The organism is Actinomadura meridiana, assembly GCF_039537545.1.
Classification (GTDB): domain Bacteria; phylum Actinomycetota; class Actinomycetes; order Streptosporangiales; family Streptosporangiaceae; genus Spirillospora; species Spirillospora meridiana.
In genome coordinates, this window is sequence record NZ_BAABAS010000003.1 from 1 (window position 1) to 18,203 (window position 18,203).

Below are 18,203 nucleotides of genomic sequence, written 5' to 3' on the forward strand. Positions count from 1 at the left end.
CCCGACACACCGCCAGCGATCATGACGTGATCAGAGCCGTCCTCACCGCAAGCGAAAAAGGCTCAATGTGTGGAAGCACATGGCGCTGATCGGCGACCAGTACGTGATCTTCAACGACTCCGGGATCATCCAGGGGCCGGCGTCGATCAGGGGCAAATGGCCCTTCTTGCCCGAACAGTTCACCCATGACGTCGACTCGGCCGCGGTCTCCTTCAGCGGCCCGGGGTTCCGCTGGCGGAACACGTTCACCAAGGGCTCCCTGGCGATCGTCTTCGAGGACACCGGTATCGTCTCCGGGCCCACCTCGATACCCAGTCCCTACGACGGGCTCAGCGACGTCAACCGCAGCGACGACTCGCGCATCTTCCACTTCGCGGTGCGAGGCGGCAACTACACCACCTTCTGGGGCTACGACTACGCGTTGCCGACGACCCCGCTGTCCGACTTCAGGTTCCTTCCCGAACGCTTCCAGCACGACCTCGACGACGTGTCTCTCGAATACGAGTCGATAGGGGCGAAGTACAGCTTCTATCAGGACAATGAACGCATCATATTCGACAGTCACGGAAACATCATGGAACTGGCCACCCTCGACTACAAGTGGCCTTTCCTCAACGGCTGGCGGGCAGCGATGGCCAAGCGCATTCGTTGACCGTCCCGGCAGCGCCGTCCCTCTCGGCGGCGCTGCCGGAGCCCGTCCTCGGGCGCCGAGCGAGCGGCCTATTATTTCCCGCACTATCCATTAATGTAACACCACAGGCAGGCAGGGCCACCCGAGGCCAGGCAGCTGGACGTAGGCGGCTCAGTCGTGGGGATCCAGCGCCCAGAGAGCGGAGATCGGTAGTGCCGAGAACCGCTCCCCGAAGGAGAGTTGTTGTTCTCCCGCATACAAGACGATGCCGGCGAGGAACCGGTCCCCGAGCCGATCCCCCAGATGGCGCAGCCCCCGGAAGTCGTCGCGGCGCACCGTCTCCGCGGCCTTGACCTCGATGCCGATGACACTGCCTGACGCATGCTCCAGAACGATGTCGACCTCGACCTTGTCGCGATCTCGGTAATGGAACAGCTGCACGGGTTCTTCCGCCCAGGTGAGCTGCCTGGCGACCTCCCCAATGACAAAGTTCTCCAGCAACGGCCCCACAAGAGCGGTCGGGTCCTTCGCCCGTTCCTCCGACAGGCCGATGAGCCTGCCGCCCAGGCCCGAGTCCGTGACGAACAGCTTCGGTGTGGAGATCGCTCGGGTCGTGAGATTGGAAGACCAAGCGGGTACCCGCTTGATCACAAAGACCAGTTCCAGCAGGTCCAGATAGCGGGTAAGGGTCATCCTGGGCAGGCTGACGTCATTGGCCATCGACTGGACGACGGCCAGAGTCCCCATCCGTGCCGCCACCACGCTCAGCAGACGACGCATCTCAGCCGGCCGCTCGATGTCGGAGATCTGACGCACGTCCCGAGTGATCAGATCTGTAACGTAGGAGTCGAAGAACCGAGCACGCCGACGGCCCGGATCACGACGCACGGCCTCCGGATACCCGCCCCGCAACGCCCTGGCCACATAATCCGGTTTGGTCAGACCAGACGGCCCCACCGTCACCTGGCCGTCCTGCTGGAACAGCGCGTCAACAAACCCGTCAGGAGCCGAATCGATCTCTCCCTGAGACAGCGGCCACAGCTCGATCGTCTCAGTCCGTCCCGGGAGCGCGTCGGGCAGATCCCGCAACCCCAACAACCGTGCCGAGCCCGTCAACAGAAACCGGCCCGGACGAGTATCCCGATCGACCTCCCGCTTGATCGACAACAGCAGCTCAGGCACCCGCTGAATCTCATCGATCAACAACAACCCGTCATGACGCACGAACGCACTCGGATCCGTCTCCGCCGCCGACCGCACCGCAGGATCATCCAGATACAGCTCGCGCGCCCCCGCCGAACGTTCGACGATCAGCTTCGCCAGCGTGCTCTTGCCCACCTGCCTGGCACCGTTCACCACCACGACTCGGGTATCCGCGAGAGCCTCCTGGGCCATCCGCTCGGCGTGCCGGGAATAGAGAAACTCGCCTTCCATACCAGCGACGATAGCGCGTGAGCGTTGTCGTCGTGGGCGTTTTGCCGACGATGGGGTGGGCATCCTGCCGCAACAATGCTGGGCGTTCTGCCGACAAGGTGATCAAGGCCCCCAGACCCAGAACGAGCACCCGTAGCTCTCCTCATGCGCCTGTCCCAGACTGGGGCGAGGGTCTGGCAGAGCTCCCGTCCTCCGTCATGGAACGCTCACCACCGGAGACATGGCAGCGGCCACCCGAGGTGCTGTGCAGTCTGTATCTGCTTCCCAAGAACGGCAGCGGCGTAGCAGGCGAGAGCGTGACCGCGGACTCGAACATTGACGGCCTTCCAGCTGTAGGCTCCCGAAGACGATCAGCGGGTATCCATCGGAGGTTCCGGGTGGACGAGGAGCGTCCTGCCGACTGGCCAGGCGTGCCGGTCACAGTCATCGACGCGACGCGGCGCATGCGCTACCTCCAGGAGGACCTCACCTGGAGAGACTCGCCCAGCTTCTCGTTCGAGAGGTGGGACCAGGATCAGCTCGCGTACAAGCAGCGCCACCTCGCGGTCTTCGTCGGCCCAATCGAGGCTGCGCACTGCGTGTTCGGCATCGGCATCGTCTACTCCGAAGGAAGATCCGGAACCTACGAGGAAAAGATCGTAATCAAAGAGTCCCACGCGCTCTCGGAACCCGTGCCGACGTCCCTCGTCACTGACGTCCTCGGCAAGGCGTACGCCGATGCCGCCGCTCCGGGCCAGCGTCTCTCCGATGCCCGGGGCAGGCGCCTACTCGAGGCCCTGCTGCAGCTTGACGGGAACCTCGCACGGCGCGTTGACCTGCTGATCGCGGCCATCAAAGACCAGGCCATCGAGGGGAGGAACGCGCTGATTCGTGGATTCGAGCGAGACGCCGCCTACATGGCCTACCAGGCAGTGTTCGGCAACCGCGTGATCGCGGACGGCGTCCCCGCGAAAGTGAACTTCGAAGAGCCGTTCGTGAGTTGTCTCCCCGACACCAGATCGCCCGCCGATCTCGACTGGCTGCAACTCGACGACTGGGATCTGCGCGACGTCGGCTATGCCGCCCGGTTCTACGAAGGGCGGGAAGCCGACCAGAAGCTCCTACTCGTCAACATGGCGAAGCGGCGGGCAGAGGACGTCTCAGGAGTCGACCTCGTCTACTACAACCCCGTACACAGTTCGTTCGTCATCGTCCAATACAAGGAGTTCACCCAAGGTGGAAGCCTGCTGGCGTACGAACCAGAACCCGGACTCGACGAGGAACTGGCCCGTCTACAAGCGATCGATGACCAGTGCAAGGATTCGACGGATCTCGCGCATTTGCGCCTCCACGCTCAACCGGTCTTCCTCAAGCTGTGCGAGCCCTCTCCATTCCGACACTCGTCGTCGGAGCCCATCCGAGGGGCGTACCTTCCGCTCCCGCATTTTCGAACCGCGCTCACCAGCCCGCCTCCGCAACCCCCTCAGTACAGCCGCTACCGGGTCGGAACAGGCGACCTTCCCCGCCACCTGAACTCAACGACCTTCACCCAGCTCCTGAGCGACGGCTGGATCGGAAGCTGCGGAGTCGGAAGCAGTTTCGTCCGGGACCAGATGAAGGCCAGCCTCAGCGGCCGTGGCTCCCTGGTCTTCGCGATGCACACCGGCCCCCAAGGGAACTCTCTCCTCAAACAGCGGTCGGCCACCTGAACCGTTCACGGTTCTTGGACGTCTCATGATCGTGCTGGATTCCACCACCGAGATCGGGTTCCATGCCATCCGCCTGCTGGACTGGCTTCGGTCTTTCTCCTCCCGCGAGCCCACGGTCATACCAGACGTCAAGGACTTCCTCCCAACCATGGGCAAACCAGCGGTGGACGACGAGGACGTCGCGCCGCGGTGGCTTCCTGAAGTCCTGACGGTTCTCGAAACCGACGGCCACGTGGAGCTGCTTCGGGTCTCCGGCTCCTACCTCGGCTACGGCATCCGCCTCACGGGCACCGGCTTGCGGGACGTCCACGAACGCGAGCGGAGGCGAAAGTGCACCGTGCTGCGCCGCCAAGCGAGCCGCGCCAACATCCTCAACTGGCTCGGAGAGCTGTCCGCCGACCTCGACTATCACCCCGAGATCCAGGTCATCAGGGACAGCCCCTGGGGCACGTACGAAGGGCTCTTCCTCACACGCGAAGACCTGATCAACGCCCTCGAGTATCTCGTTGACCGCGGCCTCGTAGATCTGAATCCCCTACGCCTCACTCGTGAAGGGGTCGACTGTGTCGAGAAGCACGCCGGGGCGGTTCACACCTACGAAGACACCACGCGAAGGACCACGATGAACACGTTCAACAACTTCTACGGTGCGGGCAACCCGCAGATCAACCAGGGCGGCGACAGCGTCCAGCAGATCCAGATGACCGCTGGCCTACCGGTCGACCAAATGCTCCAGGTCGCACGAGCGCTACAGCGGAGCAGCGGTCTGCTCGGGCTCTCGGAGGCCGAACGGTCGGCACTCGTACAGACGGCCGCCGACCTCGAGGGTGCCGCCGGACGGGCGAACCCTGACGAAACCGAGGTTCGCGGCTTACTCGGGCGACTCGTCAACCTGCTGAACCGGCCCGGCACGACCGAACTCGCCACCACGATGGTCGCCACGATCGGCCAGTTGGCCGGCTGATCAGCTCAGAACTCGCCCGCAGGACGTTATCCCACACGAACTCGGGCAGAGACCTGCGGTACCACCAGAGGACACGCTCTGGCGGTGCACCGTGAGCGCGCCCAGAGCATCGGCGATCACTTCGCGATCCCACTCGAAGCCCAACTGACGCTGCACACCCAGCCCGCCGTGTCAGGTTGGCAGATGGTCAACGAAGATCCCGACGAGGATACGTGGCTGGAGTTCCATCCCGAAGGCGAAGTGGATCCGGTTCACGTTGGGCCTGAGCTTCATATGCCATTCACACCGAACCACTTTTCCGGCGTATTCAACGTCACGATGCCTCATGGCGGCAGGATTCCCTCTGGTACCCGGACTTTCCGGGGAGACTCCGTCGCAGCCATGCTCTGCCAGGGCCATCGCCACTTCCCGGGCGATTCCGTGGCGCTCGGCGTAGACTCCGAGGAAATGGTCGTTCAATACGGCCAAATGAGTCACGACCAATGCACGGAGATCACGGTAGCCGCCCTGGAACCTCCGAAAGGCGAGTTCCTCATGCAAAATCAGTTGCGGAAACGCCTTCTGCGCTAAGGGAAAGAAGTCGGGCTCGGGTACATTCTCCAGAGTAAAGAGCGATCTCCAGAAGGGTGGCAGTTCGCTGGAATCCGCGAAGAAGTAGATCTCGGCCTCCGCCGCTGCCGCGGCGGACACGAAGCCCCGACGTTCGTGGGCGGCAAGGACGAGGCAACACACACCGATGCCGCCGAGAACCATGGTCAACGCGTAAGCGACCGACCATGCCTCGAATGGTTCGCCGTCATCCACCGACACGTTTTGGGTCTCGGGCACCGCCGCGTCCCATTCCGGGCAGCGGTCGACGAGCGTGTAGAAGCGGTTGCGTATGTCCCGGTCAACGCTCTGACCAGGCTCGGAGGACAGGTATTCGTAGAGCCCGAGCTCGTCATCGCAGGACATCGACTCGAAGCACGGTGGCTTATGCGCCGAGCTGCCCTGGGCACGCAGATCATCAAGCACGTCATTGAATCGGTCCAGACAGGCGGAAAGCTGCCCGGGAGGCAGCTCCCGAAAGTCGAAACTCGTCTCATCGATCACGACGCGGGGTAGGTCAGCGCCGCTGGGCACGGGCCAGCCCTCCCAGGTCCGTCTCCAGTTGGTCGAAGAAACCGACAGGCCATTGGCTAAGGCCACCACGCTCGGTCATCTCGATGGCGATCGGGGCGCCGCCCTCGAAGTAGTGCACGACAACATCTGAGAAGGGGACGCTGCGGTCGTCCATGGCGGCCAGCCTGATCCCGTTCAACACGTGGTCGCTGTGGGTCTCCACGATGACTTGGACACCGCTACCGGCGAGGCGTCCGAGGAAGCGTCCGATCCGGCTCTGCCCCGCCGGATGTAGATGTGCCTCGGGGTTCTCGACGATGAACAGCCCTCCCTCCGGACAGAGCAGCCCGGCGACGATGATCGGCAGGGCGTAGGACACCCCGAATCCCATGTTCGGTGGCCGGATGCCATCGAGTAGAGATCCCGGCTCCGCGAATCGGATCACACTGGCGGCGATTCCGGGTGGCCACTGGGCGCTCACCCGGATCGGACGCACGATATCCCCGGTCCATTCCTCAACCTGCGTACGCACCGTGGTGACGCCGTGTTCAGCGGTACGCGGATGCCGCAACGGTTCACGAACCACGTCGTTCTCGTGTAGAGCGAGCAGCTGCCCGGTGAACTGCCCCCGCTCCCCGATCCCCAGTTGCGCGGTGTCGTCGGCCGTGACCTCGAGCTGATCACGGGGGCCCAGACGTTCGGCGCAGAGGTAGGTGAACGCCGTGCCATGGCCTTGAAGGATCGCGGGCCCGGACGGCCGAGGGGAGCGGATGGCGAGGTTGAGCGCACGGGGACCGGATGACTGGAGGCCGAGACGGACCCGCCCAGCCCCTCCGGCTTCCAGTTCGATCACCACCTCGGCGGACTCCTCCGCTTCGGGATGCTGGATATCCTCGGCCTCGCCCAGTGCCAAGCCGAACACCCCGTTGAGCGCGACCACGTCGTTCTCAACTCGGTAGACCGCCTGACGCGCCAGCAGAAGCGCCTGGATCAGAGTGCTTTTGCCCGCCCCGTTCAATCCGGTGAGCACAGTCAACGGCCGCAGCGGTACAGAGCATTCAAGAAAACTCTTGAAATTCCGTACGCCCAACGAAGTGATCACGGCTCGAACACCAGTTTGCGCGCCGCCGCGAACCGATAATGGACCTTGGTCCGGCCTCCGGTCGACGAGCTGATGGCGTCGTAGTAGGTGCGGTCGTACTCGACCAGGTGCTGCACGCCTTCGGCGACATGCGCCGCGTCCGGCCGTCGCCGTTTGTCGGCGGCCTTCGCCAGCGTGACCGAGAGGCTCTCGAACATCGGACGGTTGAGCGGGGAACTCTGGCTCTTACGGAACGGACGTGGCCCAAAGATCTCGGTCGCGGTCGCCATCGCCCTGGCGAAGTCACGTTCCAGGATGTTCAGGTCCTTGGCCGTCAGCCGCTCCACATCATCGAGGAGCGCAGCCGCATCGTCCAGGAAAGGGTCCATGGCCCGGTATTCCTCCAGGCTTTGCAGGCGGAAGGCGCAGAACCGCAGGACCAGCTCACGATCGGCCATCCGCACGTGATCGCGGAACGTCTTCCCGACCGCGGTGAGGAACTCGGGCCGCGCGGCACAACGCTGGAGAAACTCCCGGCACCGGTCGGTGGTCAGGCAATGCCTGATCTCCTGGGCGTTGAGCGGCGTCCCACCGGTGTTGATGCGTTTGAAGATGTCGTACCTGATCTGACTCGGCGTCTGCGGATCGATCACATGAACCGAAAGCTGCGTCTGGTTGAATCGCCGCCGCCAGAGGGGTGACAGGTCATCGAAGCGCCGCCCCTCCAAGTCGAGATACTCCAGCGGCCCCAGCGCGAATTCTCCTTTACGGAAACCATAGGCAGTCGACAGGCGCTGCAACCCGTCGATCACCTTCATACTGCCGTCCTTGTCCTGGGCGAAGTAAAAGGCTGGCAGGGGTATTTGCAGAAGGATCGACTCGATCAGCCCGGACTTCTGTTTGAGCTTCCAAACCCGGTTGCGTTGGAAGTCCGGGGCGAGTTCCAGCTCCCTCTCCTCGATCATGTCGATCACGTTGCGCAGGGAGAAGTTGCGTGAGCTGACCCGGATGTCCTCGGGCTGCCACGGCAAGCCGTAGTCCCCCTCGCCTTCGTCGAGATCAGCCTCGACATCCAGCGGTCTGTCCAGGTAATGCTCTTCGACCACGTCCGAGCGACGCACTGGCTCCTTCATCAACTCCCGCCCTCCGCAGGTTCCCCCAATCCTATGGTCCGGTACCTACCGGTGTGGTCATCCCGGGCAGTCGGATCGTGGCGTACTGCGGGGCTCGATCTCCGCGCTCGAGCAGGCCACCGCGTGCCAGGTCGGGCTATATGCCCATACTGCGGCCTATTATTTCCTTCATTATTTCGGTGGTGCCGCCGAAGATGGTGTGGACGCGGACGTCCTGGTAGGCCCGGGCGATGGGGTATTCGGTCATGTAGCCGTAGCCGCCGTGGAGTTGGACGCACCGGTCGACGACCGTCTTGAGGAGTTCGGTGTTCCAGTATTTGAGCATCGCGGCCTCTTCCGCGGTGAGGTCGTTCTCGCTCTCCTTGAGGACGCACTGGTCGGTGAAGGTGCGCGCGATGGTGAGTTCCGTCTTCATTTCGGCGAGGGTGAAGCGGTTGTGCTGGAACCTGCCGATCGGACGGCCGAACGCCTCGCGCGACTTGCAGTAGGCGAGGGTGTGCTCGAAGGCGGCCTCGGCGGCGGCCTGCGCGGTGACGCCGATGGAGAGGCGTTCGCGGGCCAGGTTCTGCATGAGGTAGATGAAGCCCTCGCCCTCTTCACCGAGCAGGTTCGTCGCGGGGACGCGGACGTCCTTGAAGAACAGTTCGGCGGTGTCCTGGGCGTGCAGGCCGATCTTGTCGAGATTGCGGCCGCGTTCAAAACCGTCCATGCCGCGCTCGACGACCAGGAGGCTGACGCCCTTGGCGCCGGCGGACGGGTCGGTCTTGGCGGCCACGATCACCAGGTCCGCGAGGATGCCGTTGGAGATGAACGTTTTTGAACCGTTCAGAACGTAGTGGTCGCCGTCCTTGATGGCGGTGCTCTTGATGCCCTGGAGGTCGGAACCAGCGGCCGGTTCCGTCATCGCGATGGCGGTGATGAGTTCGCCGGAGCAGTAGCCGGGGAGCCAGCGGGCCTTCTGCTCGTCGGTGCAGAGGCGACGCAGGTAGCCGCCGTTGATGTCGTTGTGGACGGCGAACCCCGGGCCGTGGATCCCGGCGCGGGCCAGCTCCTCGCCCAGGATCACGTAGTAGCGGTAGTCGGGGTTGCCGCCGCCGCCGTGTTCCTCCGGCATCTCGATGCCGAGAAGGCCCGCGCGGCCCGCCGCCAGCCAGACCTCGCGGGAGACGATGCCGTCCTTCTCCCACTGCGCGTGGTGGGGGGCGGCCTCCTTCGCGATGAAGGAGCGCACCAGCTCGCGGAACGCCTCGTGGTCGTCGGTGTAGATGTCGCGGCCCATCCGGCGGTCCCCCTTTGTCAGTGTCGCCTGATAAATCTAACGACAGGTCGGAAGGTCAGGAGTCCTTCCACTCCTGGCGCTCGTAGTCGACCAGGCGCGGGTGGACGAGCGTGTTGACTTCAACGTCCCGGACGCGGCGGTCCTTGGGGAACACCGTCGCGGCCTGGAGGAGGGGGGCGTCCAGGAAGCGGAGTGACGGCGCGTCGGGCGCGAGTCGCAGTGCCGGTTTCGTCGTGGGCGACGCCAGGGTGAAGCCCCAGTCGCCGAAGCTCGGCACGTCCACGTGGTACGGGGTCGTCGCGAAACCGGCGGCGGCGATCGACTTCTCGATGCTCCAGAACGACTTCGGCGCGAAGTACGGCGAACCCGACTGGACGACCATCCGTCCACCGGGCGCCAGCGCGCGCTTCACCAGGCCGTAGAACTCCACCGAGTACAGCTTGGCGGTGGATACGTCATCGGGGTCCGGCATGTCGACGACCACCGCGTCGTACTGCTGGTTGAGGCCGCGCAGCCACGAGAAGGCGTCGGCGGCGACGGCGTGCGCGCGCGGGTCGTTGAACGAGTGGTGGTTGAGGGAGGCGATCGGCCCGTAGGCGCGGGCCAGGTGCAGCATCTCCGGGTCGAGCTCGACCAGGGTCGCGCTCGCCACGTCCTTGTAGCGGAGCACCTCACGCAACGCGAGCCCGTCCCCGCCGCCAAGAATGAGCACCCGGCGGTGCGGGCCCGACATCAGCGGGTGGACGAGCGACTCGTGGTACCGGTACTCGTCCACCGACGAGAACTGGAGGTCGCCGTTCAGAAACAGGCGAACGTCGGGGTTCCCCGACAGCGACACCGCCCGCGTGATCACGATCTCCTGGTACTTGGTGCGTTTCGACAGGGCGATCGGGTCGGCGTACAGGGCCTGCCGCGCCGACACCTCGAAGCCGTCCGCCAGCACGAACGTCCCGCAGAGGACGGTGAGGACGGCGACCATGCCGAGGGCGAGCGCGGCTTGGGCCAGGCGGCCGATCTCGCGGCGGAACAGCCACAGCACGACCGCGACCCCGGCGACCGCGTTGACGACGCCGACGAGCAGCGCGCCCTTGATGTGCCCGAACGCGGGGAGCAGCAGGAACGGGAACGCCAGCCCGCCGATCAGGGCTCCGACGTAGTCGGCGGCGAACAGGTCGGCGACGGCGCTGCCCGCGTCCTGCCTGCGGATGCGTTGCAGCAGGGTCATCAGCAGCGGGATCTCGGCGCCGATCAGCGCACCGACCGCGAACGACACGACCACCAGCGCCGGGACGTACAGGTTGAGCCACGCGAACGCCGCGTACAGCGCCAGGACGGAGAGCCCGCCGACCAGGGCGAGCACGCCCTCCACGACGGCGAACGCCACGACCGCGCGGCTTTGCAGCGGTTTGGCCAGCAGCGAGCCGATGCCCATGGCGAACACCATGACCGACAGCACGATCGACGCCTGGGTGACGGAGTTGCCGACGAGGTAGCTGCCGAGCGCGACCAGCGCCAGTTCGTAGACGAGGCCGCAGGCCGCGCAGGTGAACACGGCGGCGAGGATCAGCGCCCGCGCCACCCGGGCCGGGACGCCGAGCCGCACCGGCCCGTCCGGCGGAGCCGTCTCCGCGGGACCGGCCGGCGCGGCCTCGGCGAGTTCGCGGGACGTCAGGAGACCGCCCCGGCCACGATCGCGGCGACGCCCAGGTCGGCGGCGGCGACCACCCAGCCGGCCGGGTGGATCGCGGTGCCGCCGCCCGTGTCGACGAGGGTCGCGCCGAGCTTGCCCGGCGTCATCACGTCGAGGAGGAAGAACGCGACGACCATCAGCACGACGCCGATGCCGCCGAAGACCGCCGTGTCGACGATGCCGTCGCCGAGGTCGTTGTCACTGGTGACGATCGCTGTGGTGACGATCGCGCCGATGCCGAGCAGTTTGGCCGACAGCAGCAGCGCCGCGCCGCGGTTGCCGTCCGTCCAGATCTGTTTGCCGAGCCGGCCGGGGGTCGTCACCTCCACCACCAGGTAGCCGATCGCCATCAGCGCGATGCCGACGGCGCCGTAGGCGAAGGTGGCGCCGATCTCGTCCAAGAGGTCGTCCATCGAAATGCTCCTTATTTGCCCGACCCTGGCCCGCCGCCGCGGAACGAGGCGATTCCGCCGTTGGTCCAGCCGTTGCTGCCGGGCCTGGCCCAGCGCCCGCTGACATGGGAGTAGTAGCGGTTGTAACCACTGCTCGGGGTGGACAGGGTGATCCGGCTGCCCGGCCCGTTCGGCAGGACGCCGACGACCAGCTTCGGGTAGCGCAGGAAGATGCCGCCCGCCGCGCCCCGGGTCGCCAGGTCGTCCACCCGGTCGATCGCCTTGAACTTCTTGTTGATCTCCGTCGCCACCACGGGGGGCGCCTTCGAGGACCGGTAGGAGCCCGCTCCGTCCTTCTTGTACTTGTCGCCGATCCAGGACTCCTTCGAGGTGCCGCAGCCCCCGAGCGCCAGGACGGCGAGGGCGGCCGCGCAGGCGCCGCCGATCATCCGATGTCTGCTGTTCACGTTGGTCTCACCAGTCGGCTCCGCGTCATCACGATCTCCCGGGTCTGCGGGTAGGCGTGCCATGTTCGCCAGCCGATCCCGGTCTCCTCCCGTGGGGGGGTCTGGGCGGGGTTGTTCTGTGTGGGGTTGCTCTGTGCGGGACGGGTTCGCGCCGCGTTGGCGCGTTCGTGGACGGTCTGTTCCAGGGCGAGCGCGGTCACGGCGTGCCGCGACCCGGGGAACGCGCCAGTCAGGGCGTCACCGCGATCGGCGAGCCGCGCGCACACCGCCTCGACGGCGCGGCAGAACGCCGTGTCGTCGCTGAGGGCCGCGGTCGTCGCGGCGAACTCGTACGTCCAGCCGGGCACGTCGGTGCTGGCGCGGCCGGGCAGCGGCTCGGCGCCGCCGGGCAGGCACGCCACGGTCTCGCTGAGCGGTCCGGCGATGATCTGGTGGGACGCGCCCAGCAGCCTCAGCTCGACGGTCAGCCCCGCGCGTTCCAGCGGCAGGACGGCGAGCGCGTCCAGCGGCGGCAGTCCGAGGGCGAAGGACAGGGCGTCGGCGCGCGCGTCCGCGTAGGGGGTGTCGAGGGTCGTGCGCACCGTTCAGCCACCGCTGCCCGGGTAGATCGTCATCGAGCCGGTGGGGACGCGCTCGCCGAGACCCGCCTCCCATTGCCCGCCGCCATACTGCTCGAACGACAGGTACTTGCCGCGCGGGCCTTCGAAGTCGACGTACTCGACCCGCCCCTGGACGCCTACGCCGGTCGTGCCTTCGCTGGTGTAGTCGGCGGTTCCATGTTCGTCGCGGCGATACTCCACGCCCTCGACGGTCAGGGTGCGTTCGTTGGGTGACAGGTCGCCGATGTCGTACTCCGTCCACCAGACGACCTCAAGGTCGGGATCCTCCTCGACGGAGACCCACACCTTGGTGCCCTCGATGGTGTCGGCGTCCAGGAGGTGCTCGCTCCAGGTGTAGCCGCCCTCCCGCAACCGCAGCGAACCGCGCACGAAGTAGCGGGTGCCGAGGTACTCGACCATGTCACCGGCCTTGAGGGTCCGCGGATCGCCCGCCACCTGGTCCTCCGGCGCGAACGGGTCGCGCGGGACGGGCGGCGGGGCCGCGGGCGCCTTGGGAGAACGGCGCCGCAGCAGGACGACGATCAGCGCGATCAGGGCGACCAGGATCAGCGCCAGCAGGATCACTATCGCCGCTCCGCCCACGGGCACCTCCATCGTTTCGTCTGTCGCACGGCCAGGGCCAGCGGGATCCTACCGACTGTGGCCTCTCATGCCCATACCGCGTTCAGACGTATCAAATGAAACTTTGGTTGCATGCAAAAACGGCGGAACCGCAACGAAATCGGACTGGAACCGATGGACGCGGCTTTGCCCAGGGTCTAGGCCTGGCGGCCCGGGGTCTAGAGCCGGGAGACGGCGGCGGCGACGCGCTCGTCCGTGGCGGTGAACGCGATCCGGACATGCCGGGCGCCCGCCGGGCCGTAGAACTCGCCCGGGCCGACGAGGACGCCGAGGGACGCCAGGTGCGCGACGGTGTCCCAGCACGGCTCGTCCCGCGTGGCCCACAGGTAGAGCGACGCCTCGGAGTGGTCGATCCGGAAGCCGTGCTTCTCGAACGCGGCGCGCAGGTCGGCGCGGCGCCGCGCGTACCGGGCCCGCTGCTCGTCGACGTGCGCGTCGTCGTCGAACGCCACCGCCATCGCGGCCTGCACCGGCGCCGGGACGATCATCCCGGCGTGCTTGCGGACCTCCAGCAGCCGCGCGACGAGCGCGGGGTCGCCGGTGATGAACCCGGCCCGGTAGCCCGCCATGTTCGACCGTTTGGACAGCGAGTTGATCGCGAGGATCCCCTCGTGGGAGCCGTCGCACACGTCCGGGTGCAGGATCGAGATCGGCGGCTTCTCCGCGTCCCAGCCGAACTCCAGGTAGCACTCGTCGCTGACGAGGATCGCGCCGCGCCCGCGCGCCCACGCGACGACCTTGCGCAGGTGCTCGGTGGGCAGCACCTTCCCGGTCGGGTTGGACGGCGAGTTCACCCACACGATCTTGGGCGAGACGGGGCCGAGCGTCAGCGTCCCGTCCGTCGAGATGGACGTGGCCCCGGCGATCCGCGTGCCGACGTCGTAGGTCGGGTACGCCAGCGCCGGGAAGACGATCTTGTCGCCGGGCCCGGCGCCGAGCAGCGTCGGGAGCAGCGCGACCAGTTCCTTCGTGCCGATCACGGGGAGCACGGCGGCCGGGTCGGCGCCGGACACCCCGGCGCGGCGGCGCAGCCATCCGGCGACCGACTCGCGGAGCCGGGGCGTCCCGTAGGTCTGCGGGTAGCCGGGCGCGTCGGACGCGGCCGCGAGGGCGGCCCTGACGGGTTCGGGCGTCGGGTCCACGGGCGTCCCGACCGACAGGTCGACGATGCCGCCCGGATGGGTCAGCGCCCGCTCCTTGTACGGCGCCAGCCGGTCCCACGGAAAGTCAGGCAGCGTGAACACGTCCCAGCCCCTCGTCCTAGATCTGGCAGGGCCGCGGCCTCCTGAGCGAGGAAGCCGCGGCCCGAAAGCTGTCCGCGCGGCCCTCGGGGGGACGCGCGTCCCGGCTCAGTCCTCCTGGCTCTGCGGAGGCAACGCGGCGACGATCGGGTGATCCTTGTCGATCTTCCCGACCTTGGCGGCGCCACCCGGCGAGCCGAGATCGTCGAAGAACTCCACGTTGGCCTTGTAGAAGTCCTTCCACTGCTCGGGCGTGTCGTCCTCGTAGTAGATCGCTTCCACCGGGCAGACCGGCTCGCACGCACCGCAGTCGACGCACTCGTCCGGGTGGATGTACAGCATGCGCTTGCCCTCGTATATGCAGTCGACCGGGCACTCCTCGATGCATGCCTTGTCGAGTAGGTCAACGCAGGGCTGCGCAATGACGTAGGTCACGTCAGTGACTCCTCTCGGATCTCCGGCCCCACCGCACGTCACGGCTCACCGCAAGCTCGCTGTGAATAGTATGGCCACCACGGCGCCGTCGATTCGACACTGGGGGTGCACACGTGTCCGGCCGATTCGTGGCACGGCTGGTGGTGACCATCAGCGCCGCCGACGTGGGCCGGCGGATCTCGCTGCGCCGTCGTCTGCCAACGGGAGAGTACAGCGACGTCGTGGGCGTCCTCGAATCGTGGTCCGACAACATCTTGTCAGTGCGCCGCAGGGACGGGGAGCTGGTAGAGGTGCCGGAGGCCGCGATGGTCGCGGCGAAGGTCGTCCCGCCGCGCCCGCCGCCGCGCCGCCGTCCCCGCGACACGACCTGACCCCGCGGCCTGACCCTGTGCTCCGGTGGTCACGGTGTTCTGGCCGTCAGTGAAAGGTGGTCATGGTCAGGGCCTTGCGGGCGAGGGCGTCGGCGGCGTCCACGGTCTCCTTGACCGGACGCCGCGCCTCAAAGTGGACTTCGACGAACACGTTGGCGCGCAGCACCAGCAGCCGGACGTCGACCTCGTTCTTGTAGCGCGTGTCGACCTCGACGATCCGCCAGGCGCGGTCGCCCAGCCCACGCACGTCCCCTTGGTGATCTGACGCCCTTCGGGCGAACCCTGCTCGGTGATGTTCGTGGCGACCTCCTTGGCGCTCTCGTACTCCGCGCGGGCCTCGTCGGGGCCGCTGGACGATGCCGTCCGGCGGAGCCAGCCAGGGACGCCACAACCCCACCCCGACGACGAGCGGGATGATCATCGCCACCCACAGGACCAGCCTGGCCGTCCCGACCAGCTCGCGGTCGACCGGGACGCGCTTGGGGGCGGCGTGCGCGGCGATCGCGTCCACCGTCGCGTCGAACTTGTGGTCCACGCCCAGAAGGCCGCTGCGGGGCGCGGCCAAGTGGAGCTTCTTGCCGCTCTCCAGGCGCACCACTGTGATGCGGCCGAACGGCGTGCCCGTCACGCGCAGACTCTCGACCAGCGCGCTCCCGGATGATCGCGACGAAGTCGGCGATCCGGAGGCCGTCCGGATCGGGGACGACATCGTCGCGGATGGCCATGAGCGTCACGGGACGTCCGCTGTGGCGCACCAGTCGGATCCTGCGGGGAAGGGTGACGTGGGCGATGTCCTGGATGTCGCCCCACGGGACGAAGGTCTCCTTGCCGAGGACGCGGTTCCTGACGCCGTCCGGGCCGATCTCGGTGCGGGCGCGTGTGACGACCAGCACGTAGTACGCGACGACGGCCAGCACCACCGTCACGGCGCCGTAGAAGACCGGCGCCGGGCTGTTCAGCAGAAGCAGACTCAGGACCATCCCGGTGAACAGCGGGGCGACGACAAGGAGACGGGGCTGCCGCCGCCAGGTCAGCCGTCGGACGACCGTCCGCGCCGGGTCGTCCGTGCGGGGACGCGAGTCCGCGGGTGGTAACGACATGCGTGCCTCCGGAGGGAGCTTTGTGGCGATACTTCTTGATCGCGCAAAGTACCGGAGACACCCGGCCGGAGCAGGGATTCCGCCGGGACGGCCGTCAGGGCGCTCTCACGGGCTCGACGTGGGGCTGGCGGACGGCGCGGGTGGCGGCGGGCTCGCGGTCACGGCCTTGGCCTTCTGAGCGCGTTCGGTGTAGGTCTGGCCGGGCTTGAGGGGCTGGCCCTGGAACAGCTCCGACACGGTCACGAGGGTGAAGCCGCGCTTTCTCAGGCCGTCCACCACCTTGGGGATGGACTCGACGCTCGGCTTGTGGATGTCGTGGAACAGGACGACGCCGCCGCTCTGGGGTTCCTTGATCCCGACCCTGGTGTCGCGGGTGACGCTGCGGTAGCGCCAGTCGAGCGTGTCCACACTCCAGAGGATCAGAGGCATGCCGGTGGCGCTTCCCACCGTCTTGTCCGTGGCCCCATATGGGGGACGCAGGAGCGTCGGCGCTACGCCGGAGGCGTCCTTGATGGCCTTCTGGGTCTGTTGCACTTGCGAGCGGACCTCTGCGGGCGGCAACCCGGTGAGGTCCGGGTGCGACCAGGTGTGGTTGGCGACCTCGTGCCCCTCCATCACCATCCGCCGGACCAGGTTCCGATGCGCGTGGACGTTCTCGCCCAGCATGAAGAACGTGGCACGGACGCCACGGCCCTTGAGCGTGTCGAGCAGCCGCGCCGTGTAGGGGCCGGGCCCGTCGTCGAACGTCAGCGAGACGCATTTCACCCGGTCGCAGTTGATCTTTCGTGGTGGAGGCGGCGCCGGTGGGCGCCGGGCCTGGGCCTTCTGTCGCAGCTCGGCGTTGTTCCCGGCGGTCCTGGCCTGCTTCTCGTCCGGGCCGCCGCCGCACCCGGCGACCAGCAGAATTCCTGCCCCGATGACGGCGATTGTCCTGATCCGCACGGTGCACCCCCGAAATGGACGATCTTGGGGCGCTCCATACCCTCCGTCACAATCGCAACACATGCCGTCAAAGCCGGGTTCTTCGGGACGGACGTCGGGGCGGCCGGGACGGTGGTCCCGCATGCCCCCGGGAACGCCTCGCGTCGGAGGATTGTCCGATAAATTGGGACAGTGAATTGGGCCGTGACGACGTACGACTCCGCCTTCGGGTACGTCTCCGCGCACGGCGCGCCCCTGGTCGACCTGCTCGACCCCCAGCCCGGCGAACGGATCATCGACCTCGGGTGCGGCACCGGGGCGTTCAGCGCGGAGATCGCCGAGCGCGGCGCCGAGGTGCTGGGCATCGACGGCAACCCGGACATGGTCGCGCAGGCGACCACGACGCACCCGGGGCTGTCGTTCGTGCACGGCGACGCCCACGACTTCACCGTGGGCGAGTCGTTCGACGGGGTCGCCTCGAACGCCGCGCTGCACTGGATGACCCGCGACCCCGACGCGGTGATCGTGCGCGTCCACGCGGCGCTGCGCCCCGGCGGCCGGTTCGTCGGCGAGTTGGGCGGCGCCGGGAACTGCGCCGAGCTGATCGTCGCGATGCAGACCGCGTGGCGGGTGTTCGGCCTCGGCGAGCCGGAACTGCCCTGGTACTTTCCGAGCCCCGCCGAGTACGCGACGAAGCTGGAGGACGCGGGTTTCACGCTGCGGCTGCTGGAGCACGCCGACCGTCCGACCCGGATGACGGAGGGGCCGAACGGGGCCGCCGACTGGGTTCGTGCCTACGCGGCCCGCGCGCTCGCGGACGTCCCGCCCGAACTGGTGGACCCGTTGCTCTCCCGGGTGAACGATCTGGCCGCCCCGGCGCTGCGCCGCGAGTCGGGGTGGGTCGCGGACTATGTGCGGCTGCGGTTCGCGGCCGTCCGTAAACCAGACGGTGCCGCGCCGCTCCCCGGGTCGATGCCGTTCGGGCCCGCCCCGTCAGGGCCGCCGCTCTAGACCGAAACCCCCGAACTAGGGTT

At 67.2% G+C, this 18,203-nt stretch carries 20 protein-coding genes; 6 read left to right on the forward strand and 14 right to left on the reverse strand.

What is annotated here, in order from left to right; all coding sequences use genetic code 11:
• Window positions 1-79 precede the first annotated feature (79 nt).
• Window positions 80-652 carry a hypothetical protein gene (locus ABD808_RS01580; RefSeq protein ID WP_344888389.1) on the forward strand — a complete coding sequence of 191 codons (573 nt, stop codon included), beginning with the start codon at window positions 80-82 and terminating at the stop codon, window positions 650-652.
• 150 nt (window positions 653-802) lie between these two features.
• Here the strand turns inward: ABD808_RS01580 and ABD808_RS01585 are convergent, their stop codons facing one another.
• The gene (locus tag ABD808_RS01585) at window positions 803-2,065 is read right to left on the reverse strand and encodes an ATP-binding protein (protein ID WP_344888397.1); all 1,263 of its coding nucleotides are present in this window, start codon (window positions 2,063-2,065) and stop codon (window positions 803-805) included.
• Between the two features lie 377 nt (window positions 2,066-2,442).
• On the opposite strand from ABD808_RS01585, the gene ABD808_RS01590 reads away from it, so the two are divergent.
• On the forward strand, window positions 2,443-3,753 hold the full coding sequence (locus tag ABD808_RS01590; protein ID WP_344888400.1) for a hypothetical protein: 1,311 nt from the start codon (window positions 2,443-2,445) through the stop codon (window positions 3,751-3,753).
• A 25-nt stretch (window positions 3,754-3,778) separates the two neighbouring features.
• Window positions 3,779-4,717, forward strand: a complete 939-nt coding sequence (locus ABD808_RS01595; protein ID WP_344888404.1) for a hypothetical protein — start codon at window positions 3,779-3,781, stop codon at window positions 4,715-4,717.
• A 171-nt stretch (window positions 4,718-4,888) separates the two neighbouring features.
• Here ABD808_RS01595 and ABD808_RS01600 read toward each other — a convergent pair whose 3' ends face one another.
• The 11 genes from ABD808_RS01600 to fdxA all read right to left on the reverse strand — a co-directional run bounded on the left by ABD808_RS01600 (window position 4,889) and on the right by fdxA (window position 14,777).
• A complete protein-coding gene (locus ABD808_RS01600) occupies window positions 4,889-5,839 on the reverse strand; it encodes a hypothetical protein (protein ID WP_344888407.1) in 951 nt (316 codons plus the stop codon).
• A complete protein-coding gene (locus tag ABD808_RS01605; protein WP_344888410.1) occupies window positions 5,823-6,920 on the reverse strand; it encodes a DUF3696 domain-containing protein in 1,098 nt (365 codons plus the stop codon). Before ABD808_RS01605 ends, ABD808_RS01600 begins: the two co-directional genes overlap by 17 nt.
• Complete coding sequence (locus tag ABD808_RS01610) at window positions 6,917-8,032, reverse strand: GmrSD restriction endonuclease domain-containing protein (protein WP_344888413.1); 1,116 nt, start codon at window positions 8,030-8,032, stop codon at window positions 6,917-6,919. The genes ABD808_RS01605 and ABD808_RS01610 overlap by 4 nt, the downstream gene beginning before the upstream one ends.
• A 136-nt stretch (window positions 8,033-8,168) precedes the next feature.
• On the reverse strand, window positions 8,169-9,311 hold the full coding sequence (locus tag ABD808_RS01615) for an acyl-CoA dehydrogenase family protein (RefSeq protein WP_344888416.1): 1,143 nt from the start codon (window positions 9,309-9,311) through the stop codon (window positions 8,169-8,171).
• 55 nt (window positions 9,312-9,366) lie between these two features.
• On the reverse strand, window positions 9,367-10,914 hold the full coding sequence (locus ABD808_RS01620) for a polyamine aminopropyltransferase (protein WP_344888419.1): 1,548 nt from the start codon (window positions 10,912-10,914) through the stop codon (window positions 9,367-9,369).
• A gap of 65 nt (window positions 10,915-10,979) precedes the next feature.
• Window positions 10,980-11,414: a DUF350 domain-containing protein gene (locus ABD808_RS01625; RefSeq protein WP_344888422.1), complete on the reverse strand. Its 435-nt coding sequence runs from the start codon at window positions 11,412-11,414 to the stop codon at window positions 10,980-10,982.
• 11 nt (window positions 11,415-11,425) lie between these two features.
• On the reverse strand, window positions 11,426-11,860 hold the full coding sequence (locus ABD808_RS01630) for a DUF4247 domain-containing protein (RefSeq protein ID WP_344888425.1): 435 nt from the start codon (window positions 11,858-11,860) through the stop codon (window positions 11,426-11,428).
• Window positions 11,857-12,441, reverse strand: coding sequence for a DUF2617 family protein (locus tag ABD808_RS01635; protein ID WP_344888428.1), 585 nt, complete (start codon window positions 12,439-12,441; stop codon window positions 11,857-11,859). Before ABD808_RS01635 ends, ABD808_RS01630 begins: the two co-directional genes overlap by 4 nt.
• A 3-nt stretch (window positions 12,442-12,444) precedes the next feature.
• Window positions 12,445-13,074, reverse strand: coding sequence for a DUF4178 domain-containing protein (locus tag ABD808_RS01640; protein ID WP_344888431.1), 630 nt, complete (start codon window positions 13,072-13,074; stop codon window positions 12,445-12,447).
• A gap of 185 nt (window positions 13,075-13,259) precedes the next feature.
• Window positions 13,260-14,345 carry a succinyldiaminopimelate transaminase gene (gene dapC / locus ABD808_RS01645; RefSeq protein ID WP_344888433.1) on the reverse strand — a complete coding sequence of 362 codons (1,086 nt, stop codon included), beginning with the start codon at window positions 14,343-14,345 and terminating at the stop codon, window positions 13,260-13,262.
• 105 nt (window positions 14,346-14,450) lie between these two features.
• A complete protein-coding gene (gene fdxA / locus ABD808_RS01650) occupies window positions 14,451-14,777 on the reverse strand; it encodes a ferredoxin (protein ID WP_344888436.1) in 327 nt (108 codons plus the stop codon).
• Window positions 14,778-14,890: 113 nt separating this feature from the next.
• Here fdxA and ABD808_RS01655 point away from each other — a divergent pair, with 113 nt between their 5' ends.
• Complete coding sequence (locus ABD808_RS01655) at window positions 14,891-15,148, forward strand: putative acetyltransferase (protein WP_344888439.1); 258 nt, start codon at window positions 14,891-14,893, stop codon at window positions 15,146-15,148.
• A gap of 46 nt (window positions 15,149-15,194) precedes the next feature.
• Here ABD808_RS01655 and ABD808_RS01660 read toward each other — a convergent pair whose 3' ends face one another.
• Window positions 15,195-15,776, reverse strand: a complete 582-nt coding sequence (locus ABD808_RS01660) for a hypothetical protein (RefSeq protein ID WP_344888442.1) — start codon at window positions 15,774-15,776, stop codon at window positions 15,195-15,197.
• Window positions 15,777-15,930: 154 nt separating this feature from the next.
• Here ABD808_RS01660 and ABD808_RS01665 point away from each other — a divergent pair, with 154 nt between their 5' ends.
• Window positions 15,931-16,242, forward strand: a complete 312-nt coding sequence (locus ABD808_RS01665) for a hypothetical protein (protein ID WP_344888445.1) — start codon at window positions 15,931-15,933, stop codon at window positions 16,240-16,242.
• A 111-nt stretch (window positions 16,243-16,353) separates the two neighbouring features.
• Here ABD808_RS01665 and ABD808_RS01670 read toward each other — a convergent pair whose 3' ends face one another.
• Entirely contained in the window at window positions 16,354-17,190 is an 837-nt protein-coding gene (locus tag ABD808_RS01670) for a polysaccharide deacetylase family protein (RefSeq protein ID WP_344888448.1), read from the reverse strand.
• A gap of 183 nt (window positions 17,191-17,373) precedes the next feature.
• On the opposite strand from ABD808_RS01670, the gene ABD808_RS01675 reads away from it, so the two are divergent.
• Window positions 17,374-18,180, forward strand: a complete 807-nt coding sequence (locus ABD808_RS01675; RefSeq protein WP_344888451.1) for a class I SAM-dependent methyltransferase — start codon at window positions 17,374-17,376, stop codon at window positions 18,178-18,180.
• The last annotated feature ends 23 nt before the right edge of the window (window positions 18,181-18,203 follow it).